Raw genomic sequence first — 19987 nt, 5'->3', positions numbered from 1 at the left:
TGCCCAACCCCCACCCGACCGCTGCGCGGTCACCCTCCCCACAAGGGGAGGGTAAGGGCGCCCTGAATGCATTTCGGACCCCATCTCCTCCTCGCCGCCCTCGAAGGCCTTGTCACCTCAGCCGTGCTGGCGCTGACGGCGCTTGGGCTGTCGCTGGTGTTCGGCGTCATGCGCGTCGTCAACGTCGCCCATGGCGAGTTCTTCATGCTGGGCGCGGTGCTGGCCTGGGCGATCTCGACGGCGATACCCGGCCATCCCACGCTCGGCTTCCTGGCGGCGCTGGTGATTGCGCCGCTGATTGTCGGCGCCATTGCGCTGGTAGCCGAGCGGCTTGTGCTGCGGCGGCTCAATTACAATCCGGAAGCCACCATCGTCGCCACGATCGGCATGCTCTACATCATCCAGCAGCTGGCGTTGAGCTTCTATGGCCCGGAAGCCCGCCCGGTGGAGCCGCCCTTCAGCTACCGCATCCTTTTGCCCTGGTTCGGCTATTCCGGCTACAAGCTGTCGATCATTGCCGCTTCGGCCCTTCTGCTCATCGCCACCTGGCTGGTGCTGACGCGCACCAAGATCGGCCTCATCATGCGCGCCACCCAATATGACAGCGAGACGGCGCAGGCCTTCGGCATTCCGGTCGCCCGCGTCTATGCCGGCGTCTTCGCGCTCGGCGCCATGCTGGCGGCCATCGCCGCCGTGCTGATCGTGCCGATCAGTCAGGCGCACTACCTGATGGGGCAGGACCCGCTGCTGTTGTCCTTCATCGTCGTCATCATCGGCGGCCTCGGCTCGCTGCGCGGCACCGTCGTTGCCGCCGTGCTGATCGGCCTGTCCGATGGCATCATCTCGGTGTTCTTCTCGCCGACTTTGGCCAAGATCATAGCCACGCTGCTGGTGGCCATGGTGCTGGTGTTCAGGCCGCAAGGCCTGTTCGGGCAGGCGCCGCGATGAGCGAAGCTTCGCCGGCAAAAGCGTATGCATTGCATATCGGCGCCATCGCGCTGCTGTTCGCCCTGAGCTTCGTCCTGCCGGATTATCATCACGGCCTGCTCGCCCGCATCATGGTGCTGGCGGTGTTCGCCATGGGCTACAACATGCTGTTCGGCTATGTCGGCCTGCTCAGCCTCGGCCACGCCATGTTCTTCGCCGCCGGGCTCTATGGCGCTGGTCTCGCCGTCATCCATCTCGGCTGGAGCGTGCCTTTGGCTTTCCTCGCCGGTATCGCCTGCGGCGCGCTGCTGGCACTTGTGATCGGCCTGCTGGCGCTGCGCACCACCGGCGTCGCCTTCATGATCGTCACCATGATGTTCGCGCAGGTGTTTTACCTCACCATCCTCTATTTCGCCGCCTGGACCGGCGGCGACCAGGGTCTGGTGGTGCCGCAGCCGGCGCGGGTTCTGGCCTTCGGCTCGACATCGCTCGACCTCACCAACCCGACCGTGCGCTACATGAGCGCGCTGGCGCTGTTCTCGGTCGTGCTGCTGATCACCCTCGCCATCGTCCGCTCCCGCTATGGCCGCGTGCTGGTCGCGGTGCGCGAGAACGAGGAGCGCACGAAAATGCTGGGCTACGACACCTTCTCCAACAAGCTGATCGCCGTCGTCGTCTCCGGCACCATCTGCGCCGCCTCGGGTGCGGCCTATGCGCTGCTGTTCGGCTATGTCGGCTCGAGCTTTGCCTCGGTGCAGTATTCCATCCTGCCGCTGCTCTGGGTACTGCTCGGCGGCGCCGCCACGACGCTGGGCGCGCTGCTCGGCACGGTGTTCATGTACTATGTCATCGACACCGCCAGCGGCTACACCTCCGCCTATCTCCTGATCGTCGGTATTGCGCTCATCCTGCTGGTGCTGTTTTTCCCCAAAGGCATTCTGGGCACCATCCGCCAGCGCTGGCTCGGGTGGCTGCCATGATGCCGTTGCTGACCACCAAAGGCCTGGCGCGCAGTTTCGGCGGCCTGCGCGCCGTCGACGGTGTCGATTTTCAGCTGATGCCGGGCGAGATCCGCGCCGTCATCGGTCCCAATGGCGCTGGCAAAACCACCTTCGTCAGCCTGGTCAGCGGCCGCATTCAGCCATCGTCCGGCATGATCGTCTTCGACGGCGCCGACATCACCAGCCAGCCGGCCTATCTCAGGGTGCGCCGGGGCATCGCCTACACCTTCCAGATCACCAGCGTCTTCGCCAACCTCTCTGCCTACGATAATGTCGCGCTGCCGGTGCAGCGCACGCTGACCGATGCCCGCTCGAAAGGTGCGGTGCGCACCGGCGTCATGGCCGCGCTGGAACGCACCGGACTGGCCGGCCGCGCCCATATGCCGGCCGGCCAGCTTTCCTACGGCCATCAGCGCCTGCTGGAAGTGGCAATGGGCCTGGCGCTGAAGCCGCGGCTTTTGATCCTCGACGAGCCGACGCAAGGGCTGGCCGACAGCGAGATCGACAATTTCATCGAACTGGTGCGCGAGATCGCCAAGAGCGCCACCGTGCTTTTGATCGAGCACAACATGCCTGTCGTCATGCAGCTGGCCGACCGCATCACGGTCTTCAACGCCGGCAGGATCCTGGCCGAAGGCACGCCCGAACAGGTTCGCGCCAACACACAGGTGCAGGAAGCCTATCTGGGGACGGCGCCATGAGCGAAGCCCCCAAGACTGAAGCCCACGAGACTGAAGCGCTGACTATCTCCAGGCTCGACTGCTTCTATGGCGAGGTTCAGGTGCTCTATGGGCTCGACCTAGTGCTCAACAAGGGCGAGGTGCTGTGCCTGTTCGGTCGCAACGGCGCCGGCAAGACGACGACGCTGAAAGCGATCATGGGGCTGGTTCGGTCGAGCGCCGGTTCGATCCGGCTCGCCGGCAAGGAGTTGACCGGCCTGGCGGCGCATGAGGTGCCCAAGGCCGGCGTCGCCTATGTGCCCCAGGGCAGGCGGCTGTTCGCCGAGATGACGGTGGCGGAAAACATCGAGATCGGCCTGATGGCGCGCGGCAAGGGAAGAGCGACGCGCGAGAGCGTGCTCGACCTCTTCCCGCTGCTGCGCCAGCGGCTGCGGCAGCGCTCCGGCACTTTGTCCGGTGGCGAACAGCAGATGCTGGCCATGGCCCGCGCGCTTTGTCTGGAGCCGCAGGTGCTGTTGCTAGACGAGCCGACCGAAGGGCTGATGCCGTCGATGATCGCCAAGATCCGCGAGACGGTGGTGAAGCTGCGTGAGCTAGGTGTCTCCACCATTCTGGTCGAACAGCGCGTCGACGCCGTGCTGTCGGTCGCCGACCGCGTCTGCTTCATCGAAAACGGCCGCAACCGCGAGACCGTCGATGTCGAGCAATTGCGCGCCGACCCATCGGCAGTCAGGCGCTATGTCGGCGTCGGCTGATCAGCCGAAAAACAGGAACCCGGCGATCAAAAAGATCGGGATCAGCACCAGCCCTGACCATGCCATGTAGCCGAAGAAGCCCGGCATCTTCACACCGCGGTGTCGGGCGATGGCGTAGACCATGAAGTTGGGTGCATTGCCGATATAGGTGTTGGCCCCCATGAACACCGCGCCGGCCGAGATCGCGGCCAGCGTCGAGGCCGCCTCCGTCATCAGGTGCCGCGCGTCGCCGCCTGCGAGTTCGAAGAACACCAGATAGGTCGGCGCATTGTCGAGGAAGGACGACAGCCCGCCGGTCAGCCAGAAATAGGCGAGATCATTGGGCTGCCCGGTGGGTGACGTCACCAGCGCGACCAGCGGCGCCAGCGCGCCGTCATGGCCGGCGCGAAGGATGGCAATGACCGGCACGATGCAGATGAAGATGCCAGCAAACAGTTTCGCCACCTCCGCGATCGGGCCCCAGGTGAAGCCGTTGGCCTCGAGATGGCTCTTGAGTGACACGACAAGCGACAGTCCGGCGAGCCCCAGGATAATGGCGTCGCGCGCCAGGTTCTGCAGTTCGAGGCTCACGCCCAGCACTGAAAAGCTCACGCCCGGCTTCCACGCTGCCGACAGCAGGATCGCGGCAATGACGCCGGCCAGCAGCGGCAGATTGGCCAGGCCGCGAAGGCGCACCTTCGTATCCGGCGTCGGATCCTTGATCTTCGGCGCGCCGCCTTCACGGCGATGCAGCATGATGTCGATGGCCAGGAAGACAAGCAGCACCAGGCCGCCGGTAAACAGCGTCTCGCGCCAGAGGTTCGCCGACGTCCAGAAGAAGTCGACGCCGCGCAGGAAGCCGACGAACAATGGCGGGTCGCCCAAGGGCGTCAACGAGCCGCCGATGTTGGACACCAGGAAGATGAAGAAGATGACGACATGGGCGTTGAACTGCCGGTTGTCGTTGGCGCGCAGCATCGGCCGGATCAGGATCATCGAGGCGCCGGTGGTGCCGATCACCGAGGCCAGCATCGCCCCGACGAGCAGCAGCCCGGCATTGACCAGCGGCGTGCCATGGATGTTGCCGGCGACAAGGATGCCGCCCGAAATGGTGTAGAGCGCGAACAGCAGGATAATGAAGGACATGTATTCGGTGAGCAGCGTGTGCAGCACGGCTTCACCGGCTACCGGAACGCCGAATGCAACCATCAGCGGGATGACCGCCAGCGCTGCCCAGCCGGCGGCGATCTTGCCGTAATGATGCTCCCAGACATAGTGGAACAGCAGCGGTCCGGTGGCGATCGAGAGCAGCAGGCCGGCGAAAGGCAGCGCCCACCACAGCGACATGGCAGCATCGGGCAGGCCGCGGGCCTCGGCCGCGAAGGCCATTTGCGGAGACACAGCGGAAGCGAGTACACCTGCCGCGAAAGCCTTCCCCAACTGTGTGCAGCCCCCTCGATGCGTCACGATCCAGTCACTCCGAGATCGGGTCTTCGAGCTTCACCCCGGCATCGCGCATCCTCTTCAGCATCGCCTCGACCGAACCGTTTAGATCGATGCCGCGGCACGCGTCGAGCCGCACCGTCGTCTTGAAGCCTTGCTTGACCGCGTCGAGGGCCGAAAAGGCAACGCAGAAGTCGGTCGCCAGGCCAACCAGGGTCACACTGTCGATGCTGCGCTCCTTGAGGTAGCCGGCGAGCCCCGTCGGCGTCTTGTGGTCGTTCTCGAAGAAGGCGGAGTAGCTGTCGATATCAGGGCGAAATCCCTTGCGGATCACCAGCTCGGCCTTGGTCCAGGCGAGCCCCGAGTGAAAATCCGAGCCGAGGCTGCCCTGGATGCAATGGTCCGGCCACAGCGTCTGCGGCCCATAGGGCATCTCGATCGCGCTAAAGGGCTGCGCCCCCGGATGGCTGGAGGCAAAGCTCGAATGTCCGGCCGGGTGCCAGTCCTGCGTCAGCACGACATGCTCGGCATGCCGAATCAGATCGTTGACCAGCGGCACGATTTCGTCGCCGCCGGCAACCGCCAGTGCGCCGCCGGGGCAGAAGTCGTTTTGCAGGTCGATGACAACAAGCGCTTCGTCGGCCATGGCGCCTCTCCTCTTCTACGTCTCGAACGGGGGATCGAGTGAAATACGCCGCTGATGCGACCGGATGCTGAAACTTGACCGGATGGCCGCCTGCGTCAACCTCTGCAAGCGTAAGAAATGCTTGGCGGCCGGGTTCCCTTAAACTCCGGCTTTGACAATTTCCGCCAGCTTGATATCATTTGCATACGAATGAATTTGGCCTGATCAGACACTGGCGGGTTCGGGAAGTCCCCACCTTTGAAGGCCCCAATGGGAAGGCCGATTTTTTTGGAAGGCAAAGCGTGATCCGTTACGCGAAACCCACCACGCTCGACGAGGCGCTCGCTCTGCTGGGCGAGGGCGCCTGGCGCGTGCTTGCCGGCGGCACCGATTTCTATCCAGCGCAGGGCGCCAAACCGTTCCGCGACAATGTTCTCGATATTAACGGCCTGCACTCGCTGCGCGGCATTGCCGAGACCGAAACCCATTGGGTTTTGGGCGCCCGCACCACCTGGACCGACCTTGTCCGCCATCCATTGCCGGCGGCTTTCGATGCGCTGAAGCAGGCCGCGCGCGAAGTGGGCTCCCTGCAGATCCAGAATGTCGCCTCGATCGCCGGCAATCTCTGCAATGCTTCGCCTGCCGCCGATGGCGTTCCGGGACTGCTGGTGCTGGACGCCGAGGTCGAGCTGCGCTCTGCAGCCGGGACGCGTCATCTGCCGCTGCAGGAGTTCATTCTCGGCAACCGCCGCACCGCGCTGCTACCGGGCGAGCTGGTTACCGCCATCCGGGTGCCGAAGCCCAGGGCCACCGGCACGTCGGCCTTCGTCAAGCTCGGTGCGCGGCGCTACCTCGTCATCTCCATCGCCATGGTGGCGGCGCGCCTCGTTGCCGAGGATGGCATGGTCATGGAAGCCGCTGTCGCGGTCGGGTCCTGCTCGGCCGTGGCCAAGCGGCTCGCCGCTGTCGAAGCCGTGCTGGTGGGCAAGCCTGTCGGCCCGGCACTCGCCGATGCGCTCCTGTCCGCGCCGATGGCCGAGCTCTCGCCGATTGCCGACGTGCGCGGCAGCGCCGAATACCGGCTCGACGCAGCGCGCGAGCTTGTCGCCCGCGCCGTGCTGAGGGCTTGCGGACTGACGAACGACAACAGCATGGTGGCGGCATGAGCCACTCCGAGATGATTGAAGCCCTGCCCGACCTCGTGCCGGGCGTCGGCCTCGATCGCGCCGAGATCGCCTTCGCCGTCAATGGCGCCGCCGTCTCGGTCAATGTGCCGCCGCTGCGCCGTCTGTCGCAGGTTTTGCGCGACGAATTGCAGCTGACGGGCACCAAGGTTGGCTGCGATGCCGGCGATTGCGGCGCCTGCACGGTGCTGGTCGACGGCGACGCCGTCTGCGCCTGCCTGATGCCGGCGGCCTCCGCAGCCGGGACGTCCGTAACGACCGTCGAAGGCCTCGCCAATGGCCGGCTCTCGGCTCTGCAGGCGTCCTTCCTGGCACATGGCGCCGCGCAATGCGGCATCTGCACGCCGGCGCTGCTGGTCGCGGCAACGGCGCTGGTGGATGGCACGCCGAATCCGACCGAGACCGAGGTGCAGGATGCGCTGGGTGGCATCCTGTGCCGTTGCACCGGGTACAGAAAGATCATTGCGGCAGTGATGGATGCGGGACGGTTCGAGACGTCGACCGACGGCGCTGCCCCTCATCCGCCTGCCGGCACCTTCACCCCGTATAGTGACGGGGAGAAGGGAAGTGCTCCAGCGCCGACGCTCCCCTCTCCCCGTTCTTCACGGGAAGAGGGTAAGGGTGAGGGGCAGCGCCAACGTCATTCGTTGGAATTCAACTTTGAACGTAGAATGCCAACCACAGGGAATGCTGTAGGCGCCTCCCCGGTCCGGCTCGACGGCGTGCCAAAAGTCACCGGCGCTGAAAAATTCGGCGCCGATGCCTTTCCCGCCGATGCGCTGGCCGTGCTGGTGGTCCGCTCGCCGCATTATCATGCCGGCTTCGCCTTCGGCGACCTGGAGGGCTGGGTGAAGTCGCATCCCGGCATCGCCGGCGTCTTCACCGCCGCCGACATTCCGGGAAAAAACTGTTTCGGCGTCATCGGTCCGTTTGCCGACCAGCCGGCGCTGGCCGAAGGCTTTGCGCGGCTGCGCGGCGAGGCAGTGGCGCTGGTCGCCGGCGAGCGCGAGGCCATGCTCGATCTCGACCTCCAGGATTTCCCGGTCCGCTGGACCGAGCTGCCGCATTTTCTGCAGCCCGGCGACGCGCAGGCAGAAGGGGCGGCGCTCATCCACGCGAACCGCCCGGCCAATTTGTTGACCAAGGGCTTTGTCGAGCGCGGCGACCCCGAGGCGGCGCTTGGCGAGGCTGCCTTCACAGTGTCCGGTGCCATCGACACCTCCTATGTCGAGCACGCCTATATCGAGCCGGAAGCCGGCCATGCCTACATGGACGGCGACACGCTGGTCGTCGTCGCCTGCACCCAGGCCCCCTACATGGATCGCGACGAAACGGCGAAGGTGCTCGGTCTTGCCGTCGACAAGGTGCGCATCGTGCCGACCGCGACCGGCGGCGGCTTCGGCTCGAAACTGGACGTTTCACTGCAGCCGCTCATCGGCCTTGTGGCGCTGAAGACCGGCCGGCCGGCGGCGCTTGCCTACACCCGCACCGAATCGATGATGTCGACCACCAAGCGACATCCCGCCGAGATGAAGGCGACCATCGGCGTAGATGCCGAGGGCCATGTCACCGGCATGGTCTTCACAGGCGATTTCAACACCGGCGCTTATGCCAGCTGGGGCCCGACCGTCGCCAACCGCGTGCCGGTGCATGCCTCCGGTCCCTATGCGACGCCGAACTACCGCGCCGAAGGCCGCGCCATCCACACCCACGGGCCGATTTCCGGCGCCTTCCGTGGCTTCGGCGTGCCGCAGGCGACGATCATGCAGGAGACGCTCTATGATGAGCTCGCCGGCAAGCTTGGCATGGACCGGCTCGATTTTCGGCTGAAGAACTGCCTTCGGAACGGATCCGAAACGGTTACCGGACAGCGACTGGAGTCGGGCGTCGGCATTTTCGAGTGCCTCGACTCCTTGCGACCGCATTGGGCTCGCGCGAAGGCCGACGCAGATACATTCAACAATGCCAATACGAGCAAAAAGCGCGGCGTCGGCATCGCGTCCTGCTGGTATGGCTGCGGCAACACCTCGCTGCCCAATCCGTCGACCATAAGGGTCGGTATCTCGCCAGACGGCGACGTCATCCTGCACCAGGGCGCCGTCGATATCGGCCAGGGCTCCAACACCGTCATCGCCCAGATCTGCGCCGACGCACTCGGCCTGCCGCTGGAAAAATTCAAGCTGAAGAGCGCCGACACCGCGATCAGCCCCGACGCCGGCAAAACATCGGCGTCGCGCCAGACTTTTGTCACCGGCAAGGCGGCCGAAAAAGCCGGCCGCGCCTTGCGCGAAAAGATCCTGCGCTTTGCCAATGTCTCGGAGAACGCGGCCCTGCAATTGGACGGCCCGGCGATCGTCATTCGTGAGGGCGAAGCCACTCGGCGTATCGATCTCGCCGCGCTCGATGTCGATGCGGACGGCTACGTCTTCCGCGCCGAGGAAACCTACGACCCGCCGACGCTGCCGCTCGACGCCAAGGGCCAAGGCAAGCCTTACGCCGTCTATGGCTATGGCGCGCAGATCGCCGAACTGGAGGTCGACCTCAAGCTCGGCACGGTGAAGCTCTTGAAAATCACCGCCGCGCACGATGTCGGCAAGGCGATCAATCCGCTGCTGGTCGAAGGCCAGATCGAGGGCGGCATCGCGCAAGGCATCGGCATGGCGCTGATGGAGGAATACATCCCCGGCCGCACCGAGAATTTGCACGACTATCTCATCCCGACCATCGGCGACGTGCCTGAGATCGAGCACATATTGATCGAGGTTCCCGATCCCGAGGGGCCGTTCGGCGCCAAGGGCCTGGGCGAGCATGTGCTGATCCCGACCGCACCCGCCATCCTCAACGCCATCCGCCACGCCACCGGCGTGCTCATCACCAAGGTTCCGGCGACGCCGGCGCGCATCCGCGCTGCTATCCGCGAAAAAGATGGCATCCACGACCAGGAGGCACGCCGATGAGCGAGCTTGCCGAACGCTTCGAAACCCACGATCCCGGCGAAAAGCTGGTGGCGGAAAAGATCCGCTGCGATGCCTGTCCGGTGATGTGCTACATCGCCGATGGCCGCACCGGCGCCTGCGACCGCTACGGCAATGTCGGTGGCCGCATCGTGCGTATGGACCCGCTGACCATCCTCGACCATGCGGCAGAGAGCGGCGCCGCGGTCGTGCCCTTCACCGCCGAGGGCGAGCAATGGGACGGCGAACTGGTCAACACCGGCCGCCGCTTCGTCACTGCAATCGGCGCCGGCACCACATATCCCGACTACAAGCCGGCCCCCTTCATCGTCAGCCAGGAGGTCGAGGGGGTCGATCTGGTGACCGTGGTCACCGAAGGCATTTTTTCGTACTGCGGCGTCAAGGTGAAGATCGATACCGACCGCCATCTCGGTCCCGAAACGGCAATCGTGCGCGCGCAAGGCGAGCCGATCGGCCACGTCACGACAGGCGAATACGGTTCGCAGATGCTGTCGCTGGGCGGCGTGCATCATCTGACCGGCGGCTCCAAGGCGGAAGGCCGCGCAACCTGTGACGCGATGCTCAATCTGTGCAACCGCAAGCCTGTCGAACTGACCATCGACGGTGGCGCCACCATCATCGTCGAAGCCGGCAAACCACCTGTCATCGACGGCAAGCAGGAACACCGCATGCGGGTCGGCTGCGGCTCGGCCACCATCGGCATGTTCGCCACGCAATGGCGCGGCCTTGTCGACGAGGTGGTGGTGGTCGACGACCATATCACCGGCGTCGTCTCCGAGCATCAGGCCGGCAAGGTGCTGGGCTGGCAGGATACCGGCATCAAGATCATCGGCCGCCGTTCGACGCCGGGCCGCTATTTCAAGGTTTCCGAGCCCGGCCTCGGCTGGGGCGGCACCTCGATTTCCGACCCGCTGTCGATCCTCGGCGAATGGAACGCCAAGAAGGGCGCCCGCCCCGGCCTGTCGCTGCTGATGGTGTCGACCACCGGCGAGCAGTTCGCCTATTACGAGCTCGACGACGAGTTGAAGCCGGTGGAAAAACCGTTCCCGGAACGGCTGCAGAAGTCGGTCGGCCTGATCGAGGACAATTGCGAGCCGGCGCTCTGCACCGTGCTGTTCATTGGCGGCGCCGGCGGTTCGCTGCGCGCCGGCGTCACCGAAAACCCGGTCAATCTCACCCGCTCGGTGCAGGGCTTGAATACCTATGTTACCGTTGGCGGCGCGCCGGTCTATGTCTGGCCGGGCGGCGGCATCACGCTGATGGTCGACGTCATGCGCGTGCCGGAAGGCGCGTTCGGTTATGTCCCGACGCCGGCGCTGGTGGCGCCGATCGAATTCACGCTACGCCGCGACGACTATGTCCGGCTGGGCGGCTACGAGGCCGAGATACGCAGCGTCGAGGATATCGTTGCCAAAGGCGGCGAATATCTCAACCCGCGCCGCGGCTCAGGCGCCGAGGCCCACAATCCATGGCCGCCGCTGGCGCAGTTGCGCCGCGTCGGCTCGAACGGGGCCTCTTGATGCAAGGCCCGCAAGTCCACTGGCTGCAGGACGGCAAGCGGCTGCACCTCAACCACGGGCCGATCGACCTGATCGTCGAGGCCTTTGGTGAGGCGGCTGAGTGTCGTGCCGCCTACGATCAGGCGATCGAGCGCTTCCAGACGATCCTGATCGAGTTGGTCGAGGAGCTTCCCGAATTGCGGCTGCCGGCATTTTTCCTGGCGCCGCGCACCTTCGCCGGCCCGACTGCGCGGCGCATGGAAGCAGCCGTCATGCCCTTGGCGGAATGCTTCATCACGCCGATGGCCGCCGTCGCCGGATCAGTAGCCGACGAAGTGCTCGCCGCGCTGCTTGCCGGTCGCAAGCTCGACCGGGCCTATGTCAACAATGGCGGCGACAGCGCCCTCCATATCGGCAAGGGCCAGTCGATGAACCTGGCGATCGCCGGCACCGGCAACGGCATGGCCGACCGCCTCACCATTCGCTCGGCGGACGGCGTGCGCGGCGTCGCCACCAGCGGCTGGCGCGGCCGTTCGTTCTCGCTTGGCATTGCCGACGCCGTCACCGTGCTGGCGCACACCGGCGCCGAGGCCGATGCGGCCGCGACACTCATTGCCAACGCCGTCGACCTGCCCGGCAATCCCGCCATCAAGCGCATTCCCGCGCAGGACTTGGCGCCCGACAGCGATCTCGGCGCGCGGCTGGTGACACAAGCCGTCGGCATGCTCGCGCGTGGCGATGTGGAGCGGGCGCTGGACAATGGCCTTGCCGTCGCCGAAGATTTTCGCCGGCGCGGCCTGATTGCCGCATCGGCGCTGTTTCTAGGTGGGGAAGCCCGCATCAGTGGTTCCATGGCGCTTGCCGCGCCCAACAAAAATCCAGGGAAGGAAGTTGCCCATGCCTGAGTTTCCGATCCGCAAGATCGCGGTTCTGACCGAAGAGATCTTTCACGATGGCGGGCCGGTCGCTGCTCTGCCGCGCCGCCGCGCTGCAGCCGTGGCCCTGGTGAAGAACCCGTTCGCCGGCCGCTACGTCGAAGAACTGCAGAGCGCCATGGACGATCTGAAGCCGCTCGGCCTGCTGCTCACCGACAAGCTCATTGCCGCATTGGGCGGCGACATCAAGCAGATCGACGCCTACGGCAAGGGCACCATCGTCGGTTCGTCAGGGGAGCTGGAACACGGCGCGCTGTGGCATGTGCCGGGCGGTTACGCCATGCGCGAGCGGCTGGGCGACGCCAAGGCGATCGTGCCGTCGGCAACCAAGGTCGGCGCCTTCGGCTCGCGGCTCGACGTGCCGCTCGGCCACACCAACGCCGCCTATGTGCGTAGCCATTTCGACGCCATGGAGGTCGGTCTCAGCGACGGGCCGCGCGCCGACGAAATCCTGTTCTGCCTCGCCATGAGCTGCGGCCCGCGCGTGCACGACCGTATGGGCGGCCTCGCGGTTGGCGATATCAAGGCTTGGGACGGCTTGCGATGAGCGGCGGTGACAATCTTCTGAAACTGGTCGAGGCCGAAGAGCCTGACGATCATGACTACCGCCTGCAGGAGCAGGTCGGCTTCATCCTGCGCAAGGCGCATCAGCGCCATGTCTCGATCTTTGCCGCCCAGATCAGCGACCTGACGCCGCCGCAATTCGCAGCGCTCGCCAAATTGCACGATGTCGGCGAGACCTCGCAGAACCAGTTGGGAACGCTGATCGCCATGGATGCGGCGACCGTCAAGGGCGTGATCGATCGGCTGAAGGCGCGTGGCCTGGTCGACCTGACCAAGCATGAGGTCGACAAAAGGCGCCTGCTGGTCAGTCTCACGCCAGAGGGACGCGAGGCGATCGAACGGCTGATCCCGTTGGCCCGCGCCATCACCCAGGAGACACTGGCGCCGCTGACGGCCAAGGAAGCGGCCACGTTTATGCGGCTGCTAGCGAAGTTAGCCTGATTTAGGCCCGCAGCCGAGCGCCTTCAGGATCGAAGAATGGCATCGGCGCCACCACCGCGCGGGTCGGCTTGCCGTCAATGTCGATGCTGAGTTCGGTCCCGATGGCGGTGAACGGCAGCCGCAAATGCGCCGTCGCCAGAACTTTGCCTAAGGAATAGCCGTGATCGCTGTAGGTGACGACGCCGGCATCCTCGCCGTCGGCGAAAACCCTGGCATCCGTCGCGGCCGGCTTGTCACCGTCGAGAATCAGCCCGGTCCAGCGTTCGTCGAGCCCCTTGTCGCGAATTGTGCGCAATGCCTCGCGGCCGATGAACTCGCCCTTGTCGAACTTGATCCAGCGATCGAGCCCGACATGGAAGGGCGTACGGCTCTCGTCCATGTCGATGCCATGCGCCGGATAGGCCTTTTCCAGCCCGAGCGTGAACATGGCCAGCACGCCGTATGGCTTCAGGCCGAAATCGCTACCGGTCCGCATCAGCGCGTCCCAGACGGAAGTGGCCTCGTCCGCCGGCACGAACAGTTCGAAGCCGAGCTCGCCGGTCACCCCGGTGCGTGAGATCAGGACTTTGGTCTCGCCGACGCGCCCTGAAGTGAACGCCCAGCGTTTCAACTCATCGAGATCGGCATCCGAAACCAGTGCTTTCAGCAGCTCGCGTGAACGCGGCCCCTGTATGGTCGGAAAGGCGACGGCCGCGGTGATGTCGGTGACATAGGCCTTTCGCGCTTCAGCATGATGCTGCAGCCAGGGCAGCATCTTCAGCCGGTTGACCGAACCGGTCACCAGCATGAAATGCTCCGATCCCAGCCGGAACACGGTGAGGTCGTCCATGATGCCGCCATCGTCGCGGCAGACGGTGGAATAGCGCACCTGGCCGGGGCTCATCGCGGCCGCATCGTTGACGATGATGTGGTTGACCAGCGCCTCGGCTTCCGCCCCCTTGATGTCCATCTTGCCCATGGTGCTGAGATCCTGCACGCCGACATTCTTGCGCGTGTTCAGGTGCTCGTCGGCAATGCCGGAGTAAGTTTTGGCCGAGACGAAATCGCCGCCGACCCGGCCCATCGTGGCGCCGAGGCCAACGATGCTGGTGTAGAAAGGGGAGCGCCGCTCAACCAAGAAACTTCTCCGTCATCTCATGAAAACGGCAGCGCCTGATGGCGCTGCCGAGGTAGGAGCGGTGAAGGGGTTAACTTCCGTAGACGTCGAACAAGAAGTATTTGTCGTTGATTTCCTTGTACTTGCCGTTGGCACGCAGGGCGTCGATGGCGGCATTGAACTTGTCGGCCAGTTCCTTGTTGCCCTTTTGCAGGGCGATGCCGACGCCGGGTCCATGAATGGCCGGATCGGCGGCCAGCGTGCCGAGCAATTTGCAGCAGGCGCCATCGGGCTTCTTCAGCCATTCGGTCAGGATGATCGAGCCGTCCATCATCGCGTCCAGCCGGCCATTGGCCATGTCGGTGCGGGCGTCGTCGCCGGTCGGATAGGCCTTGACGGTCGAGCCGGAGTATTTCTTCTCGGCGAAATTCTGGTGGATGGTGGCGCTCTGCACGCCCAGCACCTTGCCCTTCAGATCGTCAGGCGACGTGCCTGCAATGGTCGAATCCTTCGGCACGGCGATGGCCGGTGGCGTCTGGTAATATTTGTGGGTGAACTCGACCTTCTCGGCCCGTTCCGGCGTGATGGTGATGTTGATGATGGCGTCGAACTTGCCGGCCTGCAGCGCCGGAATGGAACCATCGAAATCCTGTACGGAGAATTCGCACTCGGCCTTCATCTCGGCACACAGCGCCTTGCCGAGGTCGATGTCGAAGCCGCCCAGCGTGCCGTCCGAATTGGCATAGTTGAAGGGCGGATAGGCGCCCTCGGTCCCGATCCTGAGTTTCTCGGCGGAGGCAGCACCGGTCCCAAGCAGCAGGGCGGCGGAAGCGGCAAGCACGAAACGACCGAAAAGACGCATGTTCCTGATCTCCGTTGACTAAGCAATTCCAGGGAAGGTGTTGGCGGTTTCCCGTCCGGAATTGCGCGAAAACAAGGATAGAAGTCTATGGTCTTTTGCAGGCCCCACGGAGACGGAAACGACATGCTCTGCGGCGATCACGGCGTGGCAAGCCGTCCTTCCCCAGGAATCTTACTGTGATCTAAATTACAGACCGATCATGGACATGGGCGCATGCTCAGCTGGAAGTAGACGGTCGTGGGAGGGACCTGGGGATGGACCAGCAGGAATTCGTGCAGGAAGCCGCGCAGCGGCGCATAGACGACGACATCGCCAAGCGCATCAGGGTTCACCAGGCCAACATCGAGCGGCTCGAAACCGCAAGGGAAAGTGCCGGCAATCTCGAGGCGGCCGTCGCCAACCGGCCGCTGGTGATGCTGGCGCAGGGCGATTCCTGGTTCGACTATCCGCTCACCGGGAACGGATTTCCGTTCGTCGACACCGATGTGATCGCGCAGCTGCGCCGCATCGGCTCGATGCCGCCGACCATCCTCAACCTTGCCCATCATGGCGATGCGGCGACCGACGAGATGTCGCTGCCCAAGCAGCAGCGCATGATCGCCGCCCTGCGCAACAAGGCCAACTGGCTGGACGGCAAGCCCGATGCCATCCTGTTCTCTGCCGGTGGCAACGACATTGCCGGCGACCAGTTCTGCATCTTCCTCGACTTCAATGACGGCCACGCCCCCGGGCTGAACAAGAACCGCTTCACCAAGGCGCTCGGCATGGTCGAGGCCTGCTATCTCGATTTGTTCGCGCTGCGCGACCGCGTCGCGCCAGGCGTGCCGATCTTTGGCCATTGCTATGATTTTCCGATCCCGAACGGAGCGCATCCGTCCTGTGTCGGCCCGTGGCTGAAACCGTCGCTCGATTTCTGCAACTGGACGGTCGCCAAGGGCACGGTCATCGTTCACGACGCGCTGGCGGCGTTCCGCGATGTGGTGAAGCGCCTGGCCGACGATCCCAACAACAATTTCCATCTGGTCGACACGCAGGGAACGTTGAAGGTGGCCGACTGGGCCAACGAACTGCATCCCGATCCCGCCGGCTTCAAGAAGATCGCGCAAAAATTCGCCGATGCGCTGAAGGCCAAGCTGCAGACCTGACGCGGCTCGGGCCTGTCGGCTGTCAGGTTCCGAACAGCTCTTTGGCTTGTTCAACGGTGTAGTAACCAAGCCTGATGTCTTCGGCGACCAGTTTCGGGTCGCGCTCACGCGGATCGCCATAGCCGCCGCCCCCGGGCGTGCCGACCCTCACGCGGTCGCCGGCCTTGAGCGCGATGTCCTGTTCCTTGGACAGATGCGGCGGCACATGTGCCTCGCCGTCGCGGAACACGGTCACCGTGTTCACCGCGCCGTCCTTGCCGCCGAGCGCGCCTTGCGGGCCGAAACGGCCATGGTCCATGACGAAGGACGCGCGCGCCTCTCCTCGCAATATCTCGACCTCATAGGCGAGGCCGAAGCCGCCGCGCTGCTTGCCGGCGCCGCCCGAGCCTTCGCGCAAGGCATAGTGGCGGTAGAGAACCGGAAAGGCCTGCTCCATGATCTCGACCGGCGGCGATTTCGAAATGCCGATGGTCGAGCAGCCATTGGTCAGGCCGTCATGGCCGGAATTGCCGCCATAGCCGCCGCCGGAGATCTGATACATCACATAGTCGCGGCCGCGCGCCGGATCGTTGCCGCCCAGCGCGAAATTGCCGCTGGAGCCGGCGGGCGCGGCCGTCACCTTTTCCGGCAGCGCCTGCACCATCGCCGCGAACACCGCCTCGGCGATGCGCTGCGAGACTTCAGCCGCACAGCCGGAGACGGGACGCGGGTATTTGGCGTCGAGGAACGTGCCTTCCGGCCGCTTGACGATCAGCGGCTCGAAAGCGCCGGCGCTGATCGGCACATCAGGGAAAATATGGCGCATGGCGAGATAGACCGACGACAATGTCGTCGCCAGCACGCTGTTCATCGGCCCGGCACAGGGTTTTGACGAACCTGTGAAATCGAAGGTCAGCGTATCGCCCTTCTTCTCCACCGCGAGCGCGATGGTCAGCGGCTCGTTGACCACGCCGTCCGAGTCGACAAAGGCCTTCGAGCTGTAGGTGCCGTCGGGAATGGCGGAGATGTTGGCGCGCATCTGCTCGGCGGCGCGGCGACGCAGTTCGGCGATCGCCCCGACGACGGTTTCGTCCCCGTAACGATCGAGGATTCCATTGAGCCGGTCTTGACCGATCAACAGTGCCGCGGCTTGCGCCCTTATATCGCCGATGCGCTGGTCGGCGACGCGGATGTTGGAGCAGATGATGGCGTAGATTTCGGTGTCGAGCACGCCCTTCTTGAACAGCTTGACCGGCGGCAGCCGCAGGCCTTCCTGCTCGACGGCTGTGGCGGAGGCGGAGAAGCCGCCCGGCACCGAGCCACCGATATCGGGCCAGTGGCCGGTATTCGATAGCCAGCAAAATATCTTGCCGTCGCGGTAGACTGGCATGGCGAAGCGCACGTCCATGAGATGCGTGCCGCCGAGATAGGGATCGTTGACGATGTAGATGTCGCCCGGCTCAGGCGGCAGGCAACGGCCGTCGGCGATCATCTCGATCACCGTTTTGGTCGAATACTGCATGACGCCGACGAACACCGGCAGGCCCTGGCTGCCTTGTGCGATCAACGAACCATCGACGGCCGAGTAGATGCCGTCGGAGCGGTCATTGGCCTCGGCGATGACAGGCGAGAAGGCAGCGCGGGAGAAAGTGAGATCCATCTCGTCGCAGACCTGCTGCAAGGCTGCCTGCAGGACCGAAAGCGTGATGGCGTCGAGCTTTTGCATCTCAGGCCTCGCCAATGTCGATGATGATGTTGCCGTCGGCGTCCGATCTTGCGCGGTCGCCGGGTTCGAGCACGGTGGTGGCGTCCATCTGTTCGAGGATCGCCGGCCCTTGGATAACGGCATCGAGCGGCAATTTTTCGCGTGCGTATATCGGCGTATCGTGCCAGCGTCCGGCATACCAGACCGGCCTTGTCTCGCGCAGCGCCTCGTCTAGCGTCTTTGTACGTCCGGCCGGGTCGATCAGCCGTGACAGGTCGATTGCCGGCCGCACGCCCGTCACCGACGTGTTGAGGTTGACCAGATTGGCGCGGATCTCCGGCAACTCGACCTTGAAGCGGGCGAAATAGGCTTTTTCGAACAGCGCCTGCAACTCCTGCCTTGTCACCGATGAAGACGGCAGCGCCACGTTGATGATGTGGGTCTGGCCGACGAACTGCATGTCGGCAGAGTGCGTAACGCGGATCGTTTCCGGCTTCACCGCTTCCTTGCCGATCAGTTCCTCGCCTTCCCCGCGGTGACGTTCCAGCACCTCGCGAAGCCGGGCTTCATCAAGCACGGCGACCGGCTGGTTGATGGTGTTGACGAAGTCATGGCGCAGATCGGCCACGACGCAGCCGAGCGCGTTGGTGATGCCCGGACGGGCCGGCACCAGCACGCGGGGCAGGCCGAGTTCGCGCGCCAGCGCGGTTGCATGCAGCGGCCCGGCGCCGCCGAAGGCGAACAGCGCGAAATCACGCGGATCATGGCCGCGCGACACCGAGACCATGCGGATGGCGCCGGCCATTTTCATGTTGCCGAGCCGCAGGATTGCACCCGCCGCCTCGACGCCGGAGAGGCCGGTGGCCTTGCCTATTCTGTCTTCGAAGATGCCGGTGACGCGCTCGACGGTGACCGGATTTTCGACCGCCAGCAGTTTTTTCGGCGCCAGCCGTCCCAGCACCAGATTGGCATCGGTGATGGTCGGCTCCAAGCCGCCGCGGCCGTAGCAGATCGGACCGGGATTGGCGCCGGCACTTTCCGGGCCGATCTGGATCAGGCCGGCCGCATCAACGCGCGCGATCGAGCCGCCGCCGGCGCCGACCGTATGCACCGCCACCATCGGCACATGGATCGGCATCGCATATTCGATCTCGATCTCGTTGGAGACCGCCGGCTCGGCGTTGCGGATCAGCGCCACATCGGTCGAGGTGCCGCCCATGTCGTAGGTGACGAGGTTTTCAAAGCCGGCGCGCTTGCCCGTATAGGCGGCCGCGATGACACCCGAAGCCGGGCCTGACATCACGGTCTTGGCCGACTCGCGCGTGACGAAGCGGGCCGAGATCATGCCGCCATTGCCGTTCATGATCAGGAAGTCGCGGGCATAGCCCTTGGCAGCCAATTCCTTGCGCAGCCGCTCGACATAACGCTCGAGGATCGGCTGCACCGAGGCGTTCACCGCGGCGGTCACGCCGCGCTCGAATTCGCGGGCTTCCGACAGCAGCGCATGGCCAGTCGTGATGTAGCCGTTCGGCCAAAGCTCGGCGGCGATTTCGGCCGCGCGCCGCTCATGCGAAGGGTTGGCGTAGGAATGCAGGAAATGGATGACCAGGGACTCGCAGCCGGCCCCGATCAGCGTCTTCACGGCGTCGCGCATCTCGGCCTCGTCGAGCGGCGTGCGCACCGCGCCCGACGCCTCGACGCGCTCCGACACTTCGAGCCGGAGATCGCGCGGGATGATCGGAACGAAGCTTCCGGTCATGCCGTAGGGCTGCGGCCGTGTGCGGCGGCCAAGCTCGATCACGTCGCGAAAACCGCGCGTGGTGATCATGCCGGTTTTCGCCAGCCTGCGTTCCAGCACCGCATTGGTGGTGGTGGTCGTGCCATGCACGATGAGGTCGATGCCGTCTATGGCAAAGCCTGTGGCGCCCAGCGCTGAAACCACGCCGAACGCCTGGTTGTCGACCGTCGTCGGCGTCTTGGCGATATGCACCTTTCCGCCGTCATTTCCGTCGATCAAAATGAGGTCGGTGAAGGTTCCGCCAACATCGATGCCGGCAACGACGTCGCCTGCGGAATCCGGCTGCTTCACCGAAAAATTCTCTTTCATTGTCGAAATCCGAAATGGCGGAACTACGAATATGCCGCAGTTTGGAAAGCTGTTTTAGCGTGGTATCTTGACACAAATATCGTTT

The 19987-nt window shown here is 64.7% G+C and carries 17 protein-coding genes; 11 read left to right on the top strand and 6 right to left on the bottom strand.

Going from position 1 to position 19987, the window contains the following annotated elements:
* Positions 1-66 precede the first annotated feature (66 nt).
* The 4 genes from NLY43_RS16860 to NLY43_RS16845 are packed head-to-tail and all read left to right on the top strand — an operon-like array spanning position 67 to position 3363.
* On the top strand, positions 67-948 hold the full coding sequence (locus tag NLY43_RS16860) for a branched-chain amino acid ABC transporter permease (RefSeq protein ID WP_023683565.1): 882 nt from the start codon (positions 67-69) through the stop codon (positions 946-948).
* Positions 945-1907 (top strand): branched-chain amino acid ABC transporter permease, encoded by a 963-nt coding sequence (locus tag NLY43_RS16855; RefSeq protein WP_023683564.1) that lies wholly within the window; start codon positions 945-947, stop codon positions 1905-1907. The genes NLY43_RS16860 and NLY43_RS16855 overlap by 4 nt, the downstream gene beginning before the upstream one ends.
* Positions 1904-2629 carry an ABC transporter ATP-binding protein gene (locus NLY43_RS16850; protein WP_023683563.1) on the top strand — a complete coding sequence of 242 codons (726 nt, stop codon included), beginning with the start codon at positions 1904-1906 and terminating at the stop codon, positions 2627-2629. The genes NLY43_RS16855 and NLY43_RS16850 overlap by 4 nt, the downstream gene beginning before the upstream one ends.
* The gene (locus tag NLY43_RS16845) at positions 2626-3363 is read left to right on the top strand and encodes an ABC transporter ATP-binding protein (protein WP_023683562.1); all 738 of its coding nucleotides are present in this window, start codon (positions 2626-2628) and stop codon (positions 3361-3363) included. Before NLY43_RS16850 ends, NLY43_RS16845 begins: the two co-directional genes overlap by 4 nt.
* Here the strand turns inward: NLY43_RS16845 and NLY43_RS16840 are convergent, their stop codons facing one another.
* On the bottom strand, positions 3364-4731 hold the full coding sequence (locus NLY43_RS16840; protein WP_050589743.1) for a sodium:proton antiporter: 1368 nt from the start codon (positions 4729-4731) through the stop codon (positions 3364-3366).
* 85 nt (positions 4732-4816) lie between these two features.
* Positions 4817-5431, bottom strand: coding sequence for a bifunctional nicotinamidase/pyrazinamidase (gene pncA, locus NLY43_RS16835; protein WP_023683560.1), 615 nt, complete (start codon positions 5429-5431; stop codon positions 4817-4819).
* A 281-nt stretch (positions 5432-5712) separates the two neighbouring features.
* On the opposite strand from pncA, the gene NLY43_RS16830 reads away from it, so the two are divergent.
* Genes NLY43_RS16830 through NLY43_RS16805 form a run of 6 tightly spaced genes read left to right on the top strand, consistent with a single transcriptional unit; the run spans position 5713 to position 13008 of the window.
* Positions 5713-6576, top strand: a complete 864-nt coding sequence (locus NLY43_RS16830) for an FAD binding domain-containing protein (protein ID WP_023683559.1) — start codon at positions 5713-5715, stop codon at positions 6574-6576.
* An 11-nt stretch (positions 6577-6587) separates the two neighbouring features.
* The gene (locus NLY43_RS16825) at positions 6588-9551 is read left to right on the top strand and encodes a molybdopterin-dependent oxidoreductase (RefSeq protein ID WP_031199281.1); all 2964 of its coding nucleotides are present in this window, start codon (positions 6588-6590) and stop codon (positions 9549-9551) included.
* The gene (locus tag NLY43_RS16820) at positions 9548-11089 is read left to right on the top strand and encodes a hypothetical protein (protein WP_023711350.1); all 1542 of its coding nucleotides are present in this window, start codon (positions 9548-9550) and stop codon (positions 11087-11089) included. The genes NLY43_RS16825 and NLY43_RS16820 overlap by 4 nt, the downstream gene beginning before the upstream one ends.
* Positions 11089-11973 (top strand): UPF0280 family protein, encoded by an 885-nt coding sequence (locus NLY43_RS16815; RefSeq protein WP_023683556.1) that lies wholly within the window; start codon positions 11089-11091, stop codon positions 11971-11973. Before NLY43_RS16820 ends, NLY43_RS16815 begins: the two co-directional genes overlap by 1 nt.
* Positions 11966-12550 carry an amino acid synthesis family protein gene (locus NLY43_RS16810; RefSeq protein ID WP_023683555.1) on the top strand — a complete coding sequence of 195 codons (585 nt, stop codon included), beginning with the start codon at positions 11966-11968 and terminating at the stop codon, positions 12548-12550. The genes NLY43_RS16815 and NLY43_RS16810 overlap by 8 nt, the downstream gene beginning before the upstream one ends.
* Positions 12547-13008 (top strand): MarR family winged helix-turn-helix transcriptional regulator, encoded by a 462-nt coding sequence (locus NLY43_RS16805; RefSeq protein ID WP_023711349.1) that lies wholly within the window; start codon positions 12547-12549, stop codon positions 13006-13008. Before NLY43_RS16810 ends, NLY43_RS16805 begins: the two co-directional genes overlap by 4 nt.
* Before the next feature lies 1 nt (position 13009).
* On the opposite strand, the gene NLY43_RS16800 is transcribed toward NLY43_RS16805, so the two are convergent.
* Both NLY43_RS16800 and NLY43_RS16795 read right to left on the bottom strand, forming a co-directional pair.
* Positions 13010-14125, bottom strand: a complete 1116-nt coding sequence (locus NLY43_RS16800) for an aminomethyl transferase family protein (RefSeq protein ID WP_023711348.1) — start codon at positions 14123-14125, stop codon at positions 13010-13012.
* A gap of 70 nt (positions 14126-14195) precedes the next feature.
* Positions 14196-14966, bottom strand: a complete 771-nt coding sequence (locus NLY43_RS16795; RefSeq protein WP_023700430.1) for an ABC transporter substrate-binding protein — start codon at positions 14964-14966, stop codon at positions 14196-14198.
* Positions 14967-15220: 254 nt separating this feature from the next.
* Between NLY43_RS16795 and NLY43_RS16790 the strand changes: the two genes are divergently transcribed.
* Positions 15221-16111 carry an SGNH/GDSL hydrolase family protein gene (locus tag NLY43_RS16790; RefSeq protein ID WP_023689203.1) on the top strand — a complete coding sequence of 297 codons (891 nt, stop codon included), beginning with the start codon at positions 15221-15223 and terminating at the stop codon, positions 16109-16111.
* Between the two features lie 22 nt (positions 16112-16133).
* Here the strand turns inward: NLY43_RS16790 and NLY43_RS16785 are convergent, their stop codons facing one another.
* Together NLY43_RS16785 and NLY43_RS16780 are read right to left on the bottom strand one after the other, a co-directional pair.
* A complete protein-coding gene (locus NLY43_RS16785; RefSeq protein WP_023700429.1) occupies positions 16134-17816 on the bottom strand; it encodes a hydantoinase B/oxoprolinase family protein in 1683 nt (560 codons plus the stop codon).
* A gap of 1 nt (position 17817) precedes the next feature.
* Complete coding sequence (locus NLY43_RS16780; RefSeq protein WP_023700428.1) at positions 17818-19902, bottom strand: hydantoinase/oxoprolinase family protein; 2085 nt, start codon at positions 19900-19902, stop codon at positions 17818-17820.
* Positions 19903-19987: the final 85 nt, after the last annotated feature.

Source organism: Mesorhizobium sp. C416B (genome assembly GCF_030323165.1).
GTDB lineage: Bacteria > Pseudomonadota > Alphaproteobacteria > Rhizobiales > Rhizobiaceae > Mesorhizobium.
The sequence above is the reverse complement of the archived record's forward strand: the minus strand, read 5'-3'. Positions and strand labels throughout refer to the sequence as shown.

What these genes read in the sequence shown, in the direction of transcription:
- NLY43_RS16860 (WP_023683565.1), top strand. Translation starts at nt 67, where the DNA reads ATGCATTTCGGACCCCATCTCCTCCTCGCCGCCCTCGAAGGCCTTGTC.
- NLY43_RS16855 (WP_023683564.1), top strand. Translation starts at nt 945, where the DNA reads ATGAGCGAAGCTTCGCCGGCAAAAGCGTATGCATTGCATATCGGCGCC.
- NLY43_RS16850 (WP_023683563.1), top strand. Translation starts at nt 1,904, where the DNA reads ATGATGCCGTTGCTGACCACCAAAGGCCTGGCGCGCAGTTTCGGCGGC.
- NLY43_RS16845 (WP_023683562.1), top strand. Translation starts at nt 2,626, where the DNA reads ATGAGCGAAGCCCCCAAGACTGAAGCCCACGAGACTGAAGCGCTGACT.
- NLY43_RS16840 (WP_050589743.1), bottom strand. Translation starts at nt 4,731, where the DNA reads ATGGCCTTCGCGGCCGAGGCCCGCGGCCTGCCCGATGCTGCCATGTCG.
- pncA (WP_023683560.1), bottom strand. Translation starts at nt 5,431, where the DNA reads ATGGCCGACGAAGCGCTTGTTGTCATCGACCTGCAAAACGACTTCTGC.
- NLY43_RS16825 (WP_031199281.1), top strand. Translation starts at nt 6,588, where the DNA reads ATGATTGAAGCCCTGCCCGACCTCGTGCCGGGCGTCGGCCTCGATCGC.
- NLY43_RS16820 (WP_023711350.1), top strand. Translation starts at nt 9,548, where the DNA reads ATGAGCGAGCTTGCCGAACGCTTCGAAACCCACGATCCCGGCGAAAAG.
- NLY43_RS16815 (WP_023683556.1), top strand. Translation starts at nt 11,089, where the DNA reads ATGCAAGGCCCGCAAGTCCACTGGCTGCAGGACGGCAAGCGGCTGCAC.
- NLY43_RS16810 (WP_023683555.1), top strand. Translation starts at nt 11,966, where the DNA reads ATGCCTGAGTTTCCGATCCGCAAGATCGCGGTTCTGACCGAAGAGATC.
- NLY43_RS16805 (WP_023711349.1), top strand. Translation starts at nt 12,547, where the DNA reads ATGAGCGGCGGTGACAATCTTCTGAAACTGGTCGAGGCCGAAGAGCCT.
- NLY43_RS16795 (WP_023700430.1), bottom strand. Translation starts at nt 14,966, where the DNA reads ATGCGTCTTTTCGGTCGTTTCGTGCTTGCCGCTTCCGCCGCCCTGCTG.
- NLY43_RS16790 (WP_023689203.1), top strand. Translation starts at nt 15,221, where the DNA reads ATGGACCAGCAGGAATTCGTGCAGGAAGCCGCGCAGCGGCGCATAGAC.
- NLY43_RS16785 (WP_023700429.1), bottom strand. Translation starts at nt 17,816, where the DNA reads ATGCAAAAGCTCGACGCCATCACGCTTTCGGTCCTGCAGGCAGCCTTG.
- NLY43_RS16780 (WP_023700428.1), bottom strand. Translation starts at nt 19,902, where the DNA reads ATGAAAGAGAATTTTTCGGTGAAGCAGCCGGATTCCGCAGGCGACGTC.